Annotated in this window: 14 protein-coding genes; 10 read left to right on the top strand and 4 right to left on the bottom strand. The window is 67.6% G+C overall.

Annotated elements, in window-relative coordinates; translation table 11 throughout:
* Window positions 1-99 precede the first annotated feature (99 nt).
* Both QMZ25_RS02070 and QMZ25_RS02065 read right to left on the bottom strand, forming a co-directional pair.
* On the bottom strand, window positions 100-579 hold the full coding sequence (locus QMZ25_RS02070) for a tRNA (cytidine(34)-2'-O)-methyltransferase (protein ID WP_053518419.1): 480 nt from the start codon (window positions 577-579) through the stop codon (window positions 100-102).
* A gap of 66 nt (window positions 580-645) precedes the next feature.
* Complete coding sequence (locus tag QMZ25_RS02065) at window positions 646-1122, bottom strand: hypothetical protein (RefSeq protein WP_283219042.1); 477 nt, start codon at window positions 1120-1122, stop codon at window positions 646-648.
* A gap of 414 nt (window positions 1123-1536) precedes the next feature.
* Between QMZ25_RS02065 and QMZ25_RS02060 the strand changes: the two genes are divergently transcribed.
* The 4 genes from QMZ25_RS02060 (at window position 1537) to QMZ25_RS02045 (ending at window position 6873) form a co-directional block, all read left to right on the top strand.
* The gene (locus QMZ25_RS02060) at window positions 1537-4386 is read left to right on the top strand and encodes a pitrilysin family protein (RefSeq protein ID WP_283219041.1); all 2850 of its coding nucleotides are present in this window, start codon (window positions 1537-1539) and stop codon (window positions 4384-4386) included.
* A 97-nt stretch (window positions 4387-4483) separates the two neighbouring features.
* Complete coding sequence (locus QMZ25_RS02055) at window positions 4484-4801, top strand: DUF4156 domain-containing protein (RefSeq protein WP_053518422.1); 318 nt, start codon at window positions 4484-4486, stop codon at window positions 4799-4801.
* A gap of 103 nt (window positions 4802-4904) precedes the next feature.
* On the top strand, window positions 4905-5921 hold the full coding sequence (locus tag QMZ25_RS02050) for a 3-oxoacyl-ACP synthase III (RefSeq protein WP_008264841.1): 1017 nt from the start codon (window positions 4905-4907) through the stop codon (window positions 5919-5921).
* A gap of 61 nt (window positions 5922-5982) precedes the next feature.
* A complete protein-coding gene (locus QMZ25_RS02045) occupies window positions 5983-6873 on the top strand; it encodes an alpha/beta fold hydrolase (RefSeq protein WP_053518424.1) in 891 nt (296 codons plus the stop codon).
* A gap of 91 nt (window positions 6874-6964) precedes the next feature.
* Here QMZ25_RS02045 and QMZ25_RS02040 read toward each other — a convergent pair whose 3' ends face one another.
* Complete coding sequence (locus QMZ25_RS02040; protein WP_053518425.1) at window positions 6965-7396, bottom strand: YkgJ family cysteine cluster protein; 432 nt, start codon at window positions 7394-7396, stop codon at window positions 6965-6967.
* Window positions 7397-7500: 104 nt separating this feature from the next.
* Between QMZ25_RS02040 and oleC the strand changes: the two genes are divergently transcribed.
* The 3 genes from oleC to QMZ25_RS02025 all read left to right on the top strand — a co-directional run bounded on the left by oleC (window position 7501) and on the right by QMZ25_RS02025 (window position 10422).
* Window positions 7501-9159: an olefin beta-lactone synthetase gene (oleC, locus tag QMZ25_RS02035; RefSeq protein WP_053518426.1), complete on the top strand. Its 1659-nt coding sequence runs from the start codon at window positions 7501-7503 to the stop codon at window positions 9157-9159.
* A complete protein-coding gene (gene oleD, locus QMZ25_RS02030) occupies window positions 9156-10145 on the top strand; it encodes a 2-alkyl-3-oxoalkanoate reductase (protein WP_053518428.1) in 990 nt (329 codons plus the stop codon). Before oleC ends, oleD begins: the two co-directional genes overlap by 4 nt.
* Window positions 10146-10266: 121 nt before the next feature.
* Window positions 10267-10422: a DUF1328 domain-containing protein gene (locus tag QMZ25_RS02025; protein ID WP_004153593.1), complete on the top strand. Its 156-nt coding sequence runs from the start codon at window positions 10267-10269 to the stop codon at window positions 10420-10422.
* Window positions 10423-10505: 83 nt separating this feature from the next.
* On the opposite strand, the gene ddlA is transcribed toward QMZ25_RS02025, so the two are convergent.
* Window positions 10506-11591: a D-alanine--D-alanine ligase gene (gene ddlA, locus QMZ25_RS02020; RefSeq protein WP_283219040.1), complete on the bottom strand. Its 1086-nt coding sequence runs from the start codon at window positions 11589-11591 to the stop codon at window positions 10506-10508.
* A 137-nt stretch (window positions 11592-11728) separates the two neighbouring features.
* On the opposite strand from ddlA, the gene QMZ25_RS02015 reads away from it, so the two are divergent.
* From QMZ25_RS02015 to QMZ25_RS02005, 3 genes are read left to right on the top strand one after another with little or no spacing between them, the layout of a single operon-like run.
* Complete coding sequence (locus QMZ25_RS02015) at window positions 11729-12364, top strand: SCP2 sterol-binding domain-containing protein (RefSeq protein ID WP_053518430.1); 636 nt, start codon at window positions 11729-11731, stop codon at window positions 12362-12364.
* On the top strand, window positions 12361-14016 hold the full coding sequence (ubiB, locus tag QMZ25_RS02010) for a ubiquinone biosynthesis regulatory protein kinase UbiB (protein ID WP_065182047.1): 1656 nt from the start codon (window positions 12361-12363) through the stop codon (window positions 14014-14016). The genes QMZ25_RS02015 and ubiB overlap by 4 nt, the downstream gene beginning before the upstream one ends.
* A 5-nt stretch (window positions 14017-14021) precedes the next feature.
* Window positions 14022-14600, top strand: coding sequence for a class I SAM-dependent methyltransferase (locus QMZ25_RS02005; RefSeq protein ID WP_065174174.1), 579 nt, complete (start codon window positions 14022-14024; stop codon window positions 14598-14600).
* The last annotated feature ends 57 nt before the right edge of the window (window positions 14601-14657 follow it).

Here is a 14657-nt window from a genome sequence, read left to right as displayed (position 1 = left end):
TCGGCGCGCATCCGGGCATCGGTGCGGACCAAGGTCCGCACCCACCATAAGCAGGTCACACGTACGTGTAGAGCCGAGCCCATGCTCGGCTGCTTCCTCTCACGCGCCGCCGGCAAACCCGTGCTGCCGCCAGGCTTCATACATCACCACGGCAACGGTGTTGGAAAGATTGAGGCTGCGGTTGTCCGGCCGCATCGGCAGGCGCAGGCGCCGGCCCTCCGGCAAGGCATCGAGCACATCCTGCGGCAGGCCACGGCTTTCCGGGCCGAACAGGAAGGCATCGCCCTCTTCAAAGGCCACGCTGTCGTAGCGCACGCTGGCGCGGGTACTGAGTGCGAACAACCGATTCGGTGCGATCCGCGCCAGCGCGGTGTCCAGGTCGGGGTGCACCTGCAGGCGCGAGTACTCGTGGTAGTCCAGGCCGGCGCGCTTGAGCTGCTTGTCTTCCAGTGCGAAGCCGAGTGGCTCGACCAGGTGCAGCTGCGCGCCGGTGTTGGCGCAGAGCCGGATCACATTGCCCGTGTTGGGCGGGATTTCCGGTTGGAACAGGATCACGTGGAACTGGGGTGCGGCATTCATCGGCGCAGTGTACCTGCGACGGCTGCCAGTACGGCGCACGCCCTGCCAGGGCAGGGCGGGCACCGCTTACGGGCGCAGCAGGACCTGGGCGGTTTCGGTGGCCAGGGCCTGCAGGTCGGCCGCGCTCGGACGCACCTGCAGGGTCGGCAGGTTGACGATCACCTGGTTGGCGACGCTGGTGGCGGCGGCGGCCAGGGTGGCGGCGTAGCGCTGGGCTTCCAGTTCGGCGGCCAGGGCGACGCGCTGTTCCAGGCTCGGGCGCACTTCCACCGAGGCCAGGGTGGTGATCGGCATCGCGGCGGCGACCGGGGCGGCGGTGAAGCCGTCGCGTTCGGCCAGCTGCTCGGCGCTCGGCCGCACTTCCACGGTGGCCAAGGTCGGGATGCTGCTGGCGCGTTCCCAGGCCTGCTGGGCCAGCTGGTCGGCGGCCGGGCGAACCTGCACGGTGTCCAGGGTCTTGATGGATTCGGAGGCCTGCACCGACGAAACAACCGCGGTGCCGGCGATCAGGGCGATGGCGATGGCAATGGTCTTGGCGTTCATGACGGGGCCTGTTTAGTGTTGTTGAGCGGTGGTGTGGTAGTAAGGTAGAACACCAATTCGGGGGATGCAAGGGAAATTTTCGATTTCTTGCATTTGTTCAGTCTTCAGTCAGCTTTTGTCTGAAGCCCTTCTTGGCGCAGGAAGTACCAAGCAAACCCCGTGCCAACTTTTAATCATTGATTTGAAAGGGTTTTTATTCCGCCTGAAAGTGTCCGCGGGGCGGACACCTGTCCATCCGCGGGGGCGCGGACACTGTCCGGACGCGGGGGCGGGGGAGACGTGACTGCTGTCGGGGCCGTCGACAAGGCCCTGAACGGCTGCGAGGGCAAACACCCCCAGTGACTGCTGGCGGATTCCGGGCACCGGATGGGCACGCTAGGATCGGGCTTCACCAACGTGACCAAGGATCCGGAAATGTCTCTCGCCCTGCGCCCGCGTGCTGCACTGCTCGCTGTTGCCCTCAGCACTGCCCTGGGCACGCTCGCGCCCACTCCTGCACTGGCGGCCAAGACGGTCACGCCGGCCAAGGTCGATATTCCGTTCGAGCAGTTCACCCTGCCCAACGGGCTGCGCGTGATCGTGCATACCGATCGCAAGGCGCCGATCGTGGCGGTCAACGTCTGGTATCACGTCGGCAGCAAGGACGAGCCTGCGGGCCGCACCGGTTTCGCCCACCTGTTCGAACACCTGATGTTCCAGAGCAGCGAAAACCACGACGGCGAGTATTTCGAACCGTTCAAGCAGGTGGGTGCCACCGGCCAGAACGGCACCACCAATACCGATCGCACCAATTACTTCGAGAACGTGCCGACCACCGCGCTGGACATGGCGTTGTGGATGGAGTCGGACCGCATGGGCCATCTGCTCGGTGCGATCGACCAGGCCGCGCTGGACGAGCAGCGTGGCGTGGTGCAGAACGAGAAGCGCCAGGGCGAGAACCAGCCCTACGGCCAGGCCTGGGAGAAGCTCAACCGTGCGATGTACCCGGCCGGCCACCCGTATCACCACAGCGTGATCGGCTCGATGAACGACCTCAACGCGGCCTCGCTGGATGACGTCAAGACCTGGTTCCGCACCTGGTATGGCCCGAACAACGCGGTGCTGGTGCTGGCGGGCGATATCGACGTGGCCACCGCCAAGGAGAAGGTGGCCCGTTACTTCGGCAGCATCCCGGCCGGTCCGAGCATGGCGCAGCCGAAGGTCGACGTGGCCAAGCGCCCGGCCGACACCCGCGAGACGATGACCGACAAGGTGCCGCAGTCGCGCATCTACCGCGCCTGGAACGTGCCGCAGGTCGGCACCACCGACGTCGACCAGCTGCAGCTGCTGGCCTATGTGCTCGGCGGCGCCAAGTCCTCGCGCCTGAGCCAGCGACTGCAGCACCAGGACAAGCTGGTGGACAACATCAGCGCCGGCGCCTACGCCTCGCAGCTGGGTTCCAACTTCATCGTCATGGCCACGGTGAAGCAGGGCCAGGATCCGGCCAAGGTCGAGAAGATCATCGACGAAGAACTGGACCGGTTGATCAAGGAGGGCCCCACGGCCGACGAGCTGGCGCGTGCCAAGACCGGCTCGCGCGCAGCGTTCATCCGCGGCATCGAGCGCATCGGTGGTTTCGGTGGCAAGGCCGACGCACTGGCCGAATGCGCGGTCTACACCGGCGACCCGGGCTGCTTCCGCACGTCGCTGGCCAACATCGACAAGGCGACCGCGGCCGACCTGAAGCGCCTGGGCGCGCAGTGGCTGGACGTCGGCAGCCACACGCTGGTGGTCGAACCGGGCGAGCGCGTGGCGCTGAAGGAAGATCCCTCACAGGCGCCGAAGCCGTTCAACGTGCCGGCGGTGGACCCGAAGTACAGCACCCTGCCGGAGCAGGTGGACCGCAAGGCCGGCGTGCCGCAGACCCGTGAATTCCCGCAGCTGAAGTTCCCCGCCCTGCAGCGCGCCACGCTGAAGAACGGCACCCAGGTGGTGCTGGCCGAGCGCCACGAGATTCCGGTGGTGCAGTTCAGCTACCAGTTCCCGGGTGGCTTCACCGCCGACCAGGGCCGCAAGCCGGGCACCGCCAACTTCACCATGAACCTGATGACCGAAGGCGCCGGCAAGCTCGGCTCGCTGGCCTTCGCCGATGCCGCCGATGCGCTGGGTGCCAGCCTGGACGCCGGTGCCGGCCTGGATTCGGTGACCGTGGACCTGTCGGCACTGAAGGAGAACCTGGTGCCATCGCTGGCCCTGTACCGCGATCTGCTGCGCGAGCCGCGCTTCGAACAGGCCGAGATCGACCGGGTCAAGGCCACCTGGATCGCCGGCATCCAGCAGGAGAAGGTCAACCCGAACGCGGTGGCCATGCGCGTGCTGCCGCCGCTGCTGTACGGCAAAGGCCATCCGTACGCCATTCCGTTCACTGGCAGCGGCGATGAAGCGGCCATCAGCAGCCTCACCCGCGAGGATCTGGTCGACTTCCACCGCGACTGGCTGCGCCCGCAGGATGGCACCCTGATCGTGGTTGGCGATACCACGCTGGCCGAGATCGTGCCCCTGCTGGACAAGCAGCTGGGCGACTGGAAGGCCACGGGCGATGCGCCGCAGGTGAAGGCGGCCACCGATGTGGCGCTGCCGAAGGGCCCGCGCGTGTTCCTGATCGATCAGCCGGGTGCGGTGCAGGCAAACCTGTTCGCCGGCCAGGTGGTGCCGCCGTCCAGTGACGCCAGCTCGACCCGCTTCGATATCGCCAACGGTGTGATCGGCGGTGACTTCACCTCGCGCCTGAACATGAACCTGCGCGAGGACAAGCACTGGTCCTATGGCGCGCGCAGCAGTGCGCCGAACTCGGTCGGACAGCGGCCGTGGGCGGCCAGTGCGCCGGTGCAGATCGACAAGACCGGCCCGGCGCTGGCCGAGATGCAGAAGGAAATCGTCGAGTTCAGCACGGGCAGCAAGCCGGCCACCGCTGCCGAGGTCAACCGCATCCGCAACATCCAGACGCTGAGCCTGCCGGGCGCCTATGAGACCGCCAGTGCGGTGGCCGCGACCATCAGCGGCATCGTGCAGTTCAAGCGGCCGGATGACTATGTGCTGCGTCGCAAGGCCGAGATCGAGGCGATGACGCCGGCCCAGGTGCAGCAGGCTGCGGCCGAGATCAAGCCGCAGGCGCTGACCTGGGTAGTGGTGGGCGACCTCAAGCAGACCGAGGCGGCCGTGCGCGCGCTGAACCTGGGCGAGGTGACCGTGCTGGATGCCGAAGGCAAGCCGGTCAAGAAGTAAGGGACAGGCCTGCCCGCCACGGCGGGCAGGCCTCCCGGCTACCCTCGATTCAGGCGGTTCAGGCAGAATCCCCCTCATACCCTTCCAGGATCTGCCCATGCGCGTTCTGCTGCTTTCCTCCCTGCTGCTCACCGTCACCGCCTGTACCTGGGTGCCGATCGAACCGGCCGGGAAGACCGTCCGCGTGCTGCCGGCCGGGCCGGCGCCGACCGGCTGCATCACCAAGGGCGAGGTGGTGGTCACCGTGAAGAGCAAGGTCGGCTTCTACAATCGCAACCCGCTGCGCGTGCAGGAAGAACTGGAAACGCTGGCCCGCAACGAGGCTCCCAGCGCCGGCGCCAATGCCGTACAGGCCGCCGCACCGCCTGCCGATGGCAGCCAGCGCTTTGCCGCCTTCCAGTGCCCGCCGCGCTGAATCCTTCACCATACGGGCAAGCCTGAATTCGTAAAGATGCGGTGAAGGCCCGGGGGGTTATAGAATAGCGCCCCCTTTTGCCTGAGCCTTGGCGCTAACCTCGATGCTCTTCAAGAATGTCTCGATCGCCGGCCTGGCACACGTCGATGCGCCTCATACGCTGACGACGAAGGAAATCAACGAACGCCTGCAGCCGACGCTGGACCGGCTGGGCATCCGCACCGACGTGCTCGGCGATATCGCCGGCATCCACGCCCGCCGCCTGTGGGACAACGGCGTGCTGGCCTCGGACGCGGCCACCATGGCCGGTCGCAAGGCACTGGAAGATGCCGGCATCGAAGCCACCCAGGTCGGCCTGCTGGTCAATACCTCGGTCAGCCGCGACTACCTGGAGCCGTCCACGGCCTCCATCGTCTCGGGCAATCTGGGTGTCAGCGACGAATGCATGACGTTCGATGTCGCAAATGCCTGCCTGGCCTTCATCAACGGCATGGACATCGCAGCGCGCATGATCGAGCGCGGTGACATCGACTATGCGCTGGTGGTGGATGGCGAAACCGCCAACCTGGTGTACGAGAAGACGCTGGAGCGCATGACCGCGCCGGACGTCACCGCCGACGATTTCCGCAACGAACTGGCGGCGCTGACCACCGGTTCGGGCGCTGCCGCCATGGTGATGGCGCGCTCGGAACTGGTGCCGGATGCCCCGCGCTACAAGGGCGGCGTCACCCGTTCGGCGACCGAATGGAACCAGCTGTGCCTGGGCAACCTGGACCGCATGGTGACCGACACCCGCCTGCTGCTGATCGAAGGCATCAAGCTGGCGCAGAAGACGTTCACTGCGGCCAAGATCGCGCTGGGCTGGGCGGTGGAAGAACTGGACCAGTTCGTCATCCACCAGGTCAGCCAGCCGCACACCGCAGCATTCATCAAGAACTTCGGCATCGACCCGAAGAAGGTCATGACCATCTTCGGCGAGCACGGCAACATCGGCCCGGCGTCGGTACCGATCGTGCTGAGCAAGCTCAAGCAGCTGGGCAAGCTGAAGAAGGGTGATCGCATCGCGCTTCTGGGCATCGGCTCGGGCCTGAACTGCTCGATGGCCGAAGTGGTCTGGTAAACAGACCCCTGCGTTGAATCCTGGGGCCGGTACTACCGGCCCTTTTTACAGGTGCGACCCGATGTCCAAGCTTCCCGGTTACCCCGCCCATCCCCAACGCTTCGAGGTCCGCCCCGGCCTGTCGATGAACTATCTCGACGAGGGCCCGCGCGACGGTGAGGTGGTGGTGATGGTGCACGGCAATCCGTCGTGGAGCTATTACTGGCGCACGCTGGTGGCCGGCCTGTCGGACAAGTACCGTTGCATCGTGCCCGACCACATCGGCATGGGCCTGTCGGACAAGCCCGATGACCGTGGCTATGCGTACACGCTGCAATCGCGCGTGGATGACCTGGATGCGCTGCTCAGGCACCTGGGCATCACCGGCCCGGTGACCCTGGCCGTGCACGACTGGGGCGGCATGATCGGCTTTGGCTGGGCGCTGTCGCACCACGCGCAGGTCAAGCGGCTGGTGGTGCTCAACACCGCCGCGTTCCCGATGCCGGCAGCGAAGAAGATGCCCTGGCAGATCGCGCTCGGACGGCACTGGAAGATCGGCGAGTGGATCATCCGCACCTTCAATGCCTTCTCCGCCGGCGCATCGTGGCTGGGCGTGGAGCGGAAGATGCCCGCCGACGTGCGCCGCGCGTATGTATCCCCGTACAACAGCTACGCCAACCGCATCAGCACCATCCGCTTCATGCAGGACATTCCGCTGGGCCCGGCCGACAAGGCGTGGTCGCTGCTGGAGCGTGCAGGCAAGGCGCTGCCGTCGTTTGCCGATCGCCCGGCCTTCATCGGCTGGGGCCTGCGCGACTTCGTGTTCGACCACCATTTCCTGCAGGGCTTCCAGGCGGCGCTGCCGCAGGCCCAGGTGCATGCCTTCAAGGACGCGGGCCACTACGTGCTGGAAGACAAGCACGAGGTGCTGGTGCCGGAGATCCGCGCCTTCCTGGACGCGAACCCGATCTGATCGGATCCCCTCGGTAGCGCCGGGCCATGCCCGGCGTTGTCGTACAGGGGTCAGAGCCCTTCCGTGCCGGAAACGCGCCCGACCCCGACCGTCACGCCGCGATCGGCGCCTGCGGCGGAGACGACGGGCTGCTGCCGTTGTCGTCCGGATGATCGTCGTCGTTGTCCGCCTCGTCGCGCCAGCGCCAGTCGGCCAGCGTCAGCGGGTCCAGGCCGTAGGCGATGCGGGCCTTGTCGCACTGCGGGCTGGCCTTGCCGTACTCCCATGAGGCATCCACTTCGCGGCACACGCTGGGCCGGTTGGGGTGGATCGTGCAGCGCGAATACACGCCGATCTGCGCATCCAGTGCCACGCAGCGCACCGGTTTGGAGTGGGTGCCGCGCATGCACAGGCGATGCGGGTCGAGCACTTCGGTCAGCTGGTGGGGCACGCCGCCCGGGGTGACCTCGTCCGATTCCATCCAGTGGAAGGCCACGCGGTACTGGGTGCAGCAGGCGCCGCAGGTCATGCAGGGGTGTTGCATGGGCAAGTCGCCTCGGGCGGCAGTCGGAATCGGGAACGAGGCTGCGGATTTTCCACGAAGTGAGCCGCCGCGCAAGAAATTCCGTAAGCGGCGACAATGAACGGATGAACCGACCCTGCAACATTGCTGCGCGGTTGCCTGAACTGGCCCGTGAACGCCCCGACCAGATCGCCATCCGCTGCCCCGGCCGCCGCGGCGCCGGCAACGGCATGGCGGCCTACGATGTGACCCTGGACTATCGGCAGCTGGATGCCCGCAGCGACGCCATGGCCGCCGGCCTGGCCGGCTACGGGATCGGGCGCGGCGTGCGCACGGTGGTGATGGTGCGGCCCTCGCCGGAGTTCTTCCTGCTGATGTTCGCCCTGTTCAAGCTGGGTGCGGTGCCGGTGCTGGTCGATCCCGGCATCGACCGGCGCGCGCTGAAGCAGTGCCTGGACGAAGCCCAGCCGGAGGCCTTCATCGGCATCCCGCTGGCCCACGTGGCACGGCTGGCGCTGCGCTGGGCGCCGTCGGCGACCCGCCTGGTCACGGTGGGACGGCGGCTGGCCTGGGGCGGGACCACCCTGGCCGCGCTGGAGCGCGCGGGCGCGCAGGCCGGGCCGATGCTGGCGGCCACCGACGGCGAGGACATGGCCGCGATCCTGTTCACCAGCGGCTCTACGGGCGTGCCCAAGGGCGTGGTCTACCGCCATCGCCATTTCCTGGGCCAGATCGAGCTGCTGGGCAGCGCCTTCGGCATGGAGGCCGGCGGGGTGGACCTGCCGACCTTCCCGCCCTTCGCCCTGTTCGATCCCGCATTGGGGTTGACCTCGGTGATCCCGGACATGGACCCCACGCGGCCCGCGCAGGCCGATCCGGCACGCCTGCATGATGCGATCCAACGCTTCGGCGTGACCCAGCTGTTCGGCTCGCCTGCGCTGATGCGGGTCCTGGCCCGCCATGGTCGGCCGCTGCCGTCGGTGACCCGGGTGACCTCGGCCGGTGCCCCGGTTCCGCCGGATGTGGTCGCCACCATCCGTGGCCTGCTGCCGGCCGGCGCGCAGTTCTGGACGCCGTACGGTGCCACCGAATGCCTGCCGGTGGCGGTGGTGGAAGGCCATGAACTGGAGCGCACCCGTGCGGCCACCGAGGGCGGTGCGGGTACCTGCGTGGGCAACGTGGTGGCCCCGAACGAAGTGCGCATCATCGCCATCGACGATGCACCGCTGGCCGACTGGTCGCAGGTACGCGTGCTGGCCACCGGCGAGGTGGGCGAGATCACCGTGGCCGGCCCCACCGCCACCGACAGCTATTTCAATCGTCCGCAGGCCACCGCTGCGGCGAAGATTGCCGAAACGCTGGCCGATGGCAGTACCCGCATCGTGCATCGCATGGGCGATGTCGGCTATTTCGACGCGCAGGGCCGTTTGTGGTTCTGCGGACGCAAGACCCAGCGCGTGGAAACCCCGCACGGCCCGCTCTACACCGAACAGGTCGAGCCGGTGTTCAACACGGTGCAGGGCGTGGCACGCACCGCGCTGGTCGGCGTGGGTCCCGCGGGCGCGCAGGTGCCGGTCCTGTGCGTGGAACTGCAGCGTGGACAGTCCGACAGCCCGGCGCTGCATGAAGCGCTGCGCGCCCTTGCCGGCGCACGCCTGCCCGAGGCCGGGCTGCAGCACTTCCTGGTGCATCCGGCGTTTCCCGTCGATATCCGTCACAACGCCAAGATCGGCCGCGAGAAGCTCGCCGTCTGGGCCAGCGCCGAACTGGAGAAGCGCGCATGAAGATCCTGGTCACCGGTGGTGGTGGTTTCCTTGGCCAGGCGCTGTGCCGCGGGCTGGTCGAGCGCGGCCACCAGGTGCTGGCATTCAACCGCAGCCACTACCCGGCGCTGCAGGCGCTGGGAGTGGGCCAGATCCGTGGCGACCTGGCGGACCCGCAGGCCGTGCTGCATGCGGTGGCCGGTGTCGATGCGGTGTTCCACAACGGTGCCAAGGCCGGCGCCTGGGGCAGTTACGACAGCTACCACCAGGCCAATGTGGTCGGCACTGACAATGTCATCGCTGCCTGCCGTGCGCATGGCATCGGCAGGCTGGTCTATACCTCCACACCGAGCGTGACCCATCGTGCCACCCACCCGGTGGAAGGACTGGGCGCGGACGAGGTGCCCTACGGCGAGGATTTCCAGGCGCCGTACGCGGCGACCAAGGCGATCGCCGAACAACGGGTGCTGGCCGCCAACGACGCGACGCTGGCCACGGTGGCGCTGCGCCCGCGCCTGATCTGGGGGCCGGGTGACCAGCAGCTGGTGCCGCGCCTGGCCGAGCGCGCACGGCAGGGCCGGCTGCGCCTGGTCGGTGATGGCAGCAACAAGGTCGACACCACCTACATCGACAACGCCGCGCTGGCGCACTTCCTGGCATTCGAGGCGCTGGGCCCGGCGGCGGCCTGCGCCGGCAAGGCCTACTTCATCTCCAATGGCGAGCCACTGCCGATGCGCGAGCTGGTCAACAAGTTGCTGCAGGCCGTGGGCGCCCCCCCTGTGGAGAAGGCAATCAGCTTCAGGACCGCCTACCGGATCGGTGCGATCTGCGAGCGCCTGTGGCCGCTGCTGCGGTTGCGCGGCGAGCCGCCGTTGACGCGTTTCCTCGCCGAGCAGCTGTGCACGCCGCACTGGTACAGCATGGAGCCGGCGCGCCGTGATTTCGGCTATGTGCCGCAGGTCAGCATCGAGGAAGGGCTGCGTCGGCTGAAGGCCGCGTCGTCATGACGGCAGCCTCACGGCGCTGAAGACTTCATCGCGCGCAGAACCGGCCATCACCGGTTGCACACCGCCGGACCGGGAGGATGGACCCCACGCCACCCACGGCCGAATATCTGCGAGGAGCGCCATGCTGCATTACGCCGTCATTTTCTTCGTCATCGCCATCATCGCCGCCGTGCTCGGTTTCTCCGGCATCGCCGGCGCGGCCAGCAACATTGCCTGGATCCTGTTCGTGGTGTTCCTGGTCCTGGCGGTGATCTCGATGTTCCGCAAGCGCGGCTAGTGAGCCCCGGAGCAGTGCCGGTCGATGGCCGGCGCTGCTCCGGCGGAAGCGGTTGTTTCCTGTAGTACCGGGTACTGCCTGGCCTACAGCAGCCTGTGATCGGCTTCGTGCCGTTCCAGCGCCAGTTCGATCAGGCGCGTGATCAGCGTGGTGTAATCCACGCCACTGGCGCCCCACAGCTTCGGGTACATGCTGATGCGGGTGAAGCCCGGCAGCGTGTTGACCTCGTTGATGACGACGCGGCCATCGCCGGTCAGGAACACATCCACTCTGGCCATGCCGGCGCACTCCAGCGCCTGATACGCCTGCAGGGCGATCTGCCTGATCCGCTGCTGGGTGGCATCATCGATGTCGGCCGGGACCACAACGTCGGCGCCATTCTCGTTGAGGTACTTGGTGTCGTAGGCATAGAACTCGTCGTGCACCACTACTTCGCCACACACGCTGGCCTGCGGCTGCTCGTTGCCGAGCACCGCACATTCGATCTCGCGGCCGGCCACGGCCGCTTCCACCAGAACCTTGTGGTCGTAGCGCAGCGCCCGTTCCAGCGCGGCCGCGAAGCCGGCAGCGTCCTTGACCTTGCTCACCCCCACCGACGAACCCTGGTTGGCCGGCTTCACGAACAGCGGCAGACCGAGCTGGGCGATGACGCCGTCGACATCGATGTTCGCAGCCTGGTGGCGACGGATGCACTGCCAGGGCGCCACCTGCAGGCCGGCATCGCGCAGCAGGCGCTTGGTCACGTCCTTGTCCATGGCCACGGCCGAGCCCAGCACCGGTGAACCGACGAAGGGCAGGTTGGCCATGCGCAGCAGGCCCTGCAGCGCGCCATCCTCACCCAGCGGACCATGCACGATCGGCAGGACAACGTCGATCTGGCCGAGCACGGCAGCCGGATCGGCGGGCTGCAGCTGCGCCTGTCCGGCGCCCGGGTGCACCGACAGCGCGACGCCGGACCGGTGCAGCGCGATGCGCGCCGGATCATCGGCGTTGAGCAGGAAGCTCCCGGCCTGGCTCAGATGCCATCGGCCCTGCTTGTCGATGCCGATCAGCACCGGCTCGAAGCGCTCGTGGTCGAGTGCGTCGAGGATGTTCTTCGCCGACTGCAGCGAGACTTCGTGCTCGGAGGACTTACCACCGAAAATGATGCCGACCCGGGTCCTGCTCATGGGCAATGCGATGTCCTGGACGTTGCGTGGCCCCACAGCATGGACCTTCCTTCGCCCGGCAGGTGAGGCGGAGACGAACCCGCACCCATCCGCGCTGCCCGGCCCAAGCCCGGCACCCACGAAGGTAGAATGGGGCCATGGCTCTTTCCCTGCTCAAGTCCCTCAAGCCGGTCGCCGGCCGTGCCCTGCAGATCGCCCTGAACCGCGCCCTGGCGCTGGATCCGGATACCCGCCACGCGTTGGCCGGTCTGGATGGCCGCCATATCGATCTGACCCTGGAGGCTCCTGCGCTGGCCATGCGCATCAGCGTTGACGGTGACCAGCTGCGGGTGGGGCCGGTGGATGCGCAGGAAGCCGATCTGGCCGTACGCAGCAGCCTGTCGGGGGTGCTGGCCCAGCTGCCGCTGCTGGCCAATGCCCGGCGCGCCGACAGCACCGGCAAGGGACGCGTGCGCGTGGCCGGCGATGCCGAGTTGGCGCGCCGCCTGCAGCAGCTGGCCAAGGGCTTCGACCCGGACTGGCAGCAGCCGTTCGTCAGCGTGTTCGGCGAGGTGCTGGGCGTACAGGTGGCCAACACACTGCGCGGCGCGCTGCAGCACGCCCGCCAGGGCGTGATCGATCTGGCGCACAGTGCAGCCGAATTCATTACCGAGGAATCGCGCGACGTGGTGCCGCGCGCCGAGCTGGACGCGTTCCACGACGATGTGGATGTGCTGCGCGATGATGTCGAGCGCCTGGGTGCACGCGTGCAGCGCCTGCGGGGTGCGGCATGAAGGCGGTGCTGCGGGCCAGCCGCATCGGCCGGGTGATCCTGCGCTACCGCCTGGATGACCTGCTGCAGGACACGCCGGCCGAACGCTGGCTGCGCCTGGCCAAACCCTTCGTTCCGCGGGCCTCTGCCGACATCGCCGCGCAATCGCGTGGCGCACGCCTGCGCCTGGCGCTGCAGGACCTGGGTCCGATCTTCGTCAAGTTCGGGCAGATCCTGTCGACCCGTCGCGACCTGGTGCCGCCGGACGTGGCCAACGAACTGACCCTGCTGCAGGACCGGGTCAAGCCGTTCGACGGCGACACCGCGCGCCGCATCGTCGAGGACGCGCTGGGCCTGCCGGTCAGCGAAGCCTTTGCCAGCTTCGATACCGAACCGCTGGCGTCGGCCTCGATCGCGCAGGTCCATGCAGCCACGCTGGCCGATGGCCGCCAGGTGGTGGTCAAGGTGCTGCGCCCGGGCATCGAGAAGCAGATCGACGCCGATATCGCCCTGCTCAATTCACTGGCCACGCTGGTCGAGCGCACCCACCCGCGTGCCGACAAGATCCGCCCGCGCGAAGTCGTGGCGGAAGTGGAGAACACCCTGGCCGCCGAGCTGGACCTGCAGCGCGAAGGCGCCAACGCCAGCGTCCTGCGCCGCTTCTGGGAGAACTCCGACGACCTGTACGTGCCGGAAGTGATCTGGAGCCACACGGCCGAGCGCGCGCTGACCCTGGAGCGCGTGTGGGGCATTCCCTCCGATGACATCGTGGCACTGGACGCCGCCGGGATCGATCGCAAGGCGCTGGCCGCCAAGGGCGTGCGGGTGTTCTACACCCAGGTGTTCCGCGACAACTTCTTCCACGCCGATGCGCATGCCGGCAACATCTGGGTCGACCCCGATCCGGCACGCCGCAGCGATCCGCGCTTCATCGCGCTGGACTTCGGCATCATGGGCCAGCTGTCGCAGGAAGATCAGTACTACCTGGCCGAGAACTTCATGGCCATCTTCAACCGCGACTACCGCCGCATCGCCGAGCTGCACGTGCAGGCGCGCTGGATGCCGGACCACGTGCGCATCGACGACCTGGAAGCGGCGGTGCGGTCGGTGTGCGAGCCGTACTTCACCCGCCCGCTGTCGCAGATCTCGCTGGCGGAAGTGCTGATGAAGCTGTTCCGCGTGGCGCAGCGCTACCAGCTGACGCTGCAGCCGCAGCTGATCCTGCTGCAGAAGACCCTGTTGAACATCGAAGGCGTCGGTCGCCAGCTCGACCCGCAGATCGATATCTGGGCGGTGGCCAAGCCGGTACTGGCGAAGATCCTGCGCGAGCGCTACAGCCCGCGCAGGGTGATGCGCGAGCTCGGCAAGCGCCTGCCGGAAATCATGACCCACGCACCGGACATGCCCCGCCTGGTGCATGCCTGGCTGACCCAGCAGGTGGAGGGACGTCACGAGCTGGCGATGCGCTCGCGCGATCTGGTATCGCTCGATGCCAGCGTGCAGCGCCTGCAGAAGCATGCGGTCGGTGCCATCACCGGCGTCGGCCTGCTTGCCATTGCCGCCTTGATGTACGTGTTGCAGCCGCCCGGCTGGTACTGGGGCGACCTGCCGATGTGGAGCTGGCTGTCGGGCGCGGTGGGTGTGGCCGCATTGGCCCGGGCGTGGTGGAAGTAGCCGGCGTGCTGCAGGCGCTCAAGGACGAATTGGTGCGCTTTGGCGCCGACAACGATGCGCGCGAAAGCGAGCGGGCCCGGCGCATGCTCAACATCACGCCGGATACCGGTGCGCTGCTGTCGCTGCTGGTACGTTTCGGACAGGCGCGGCGCGTGCTGGAGATCGGCACCTCCAACGGCTATTCCACCCTGTGGCTGGCCGAGGCTGCCGCTGCCATCGACGGCCATGTGACCACGCTGGAGTACGCTGCCGACAAGGTGGCCCTGGCCGGCGCGACCTTCGCCCGCAGCGGCCTGCAGGCGCATATCACCCTGATGCACGCTGACGCCGGGGCGTGGCTGGCGCAGGCGGCCGATGCCAGCATCGACCTGCTGTTCCTCGATTCGGATCGCGAGCAGTACGCTGGCTGGTGGCCGCACCTGCGCCGCGTGCTGCGGCCCGGTGGCCTGCTGGTGGTGGACAACGCGATCTCCCACGCCGAACAGATGGAGCCGCTGCGTGCAGCACTGGTGGCCGATCCTGATGTCAGCGTCAGCCTGGTGCCGGTGGGCAACGGTGAACTGCTGGCACTGCGCAACGTTTGACTGCCTCGCGGCACAAACCCGGGGTCAGATCCCTTTTCCGCAGGAAAAGGGATCTGA

The sequence above is a fragment of the Stenotrophomonas sp. RS-48 genome (genome assembly GCF_030053245.1).
GTDB lineage: Bacteria > Pseudomonadota > Gammaproteobacteria > Xanthomonadales > Xanthomonadaceae > Stenotrophomonas > Stenotrophomonas maltophilia_P.
The sequence above is the reverse complement of the archived record's forward strand: the minus strand, read 5'-3'. Positions and strand labels throughout refer to the sequence as shown.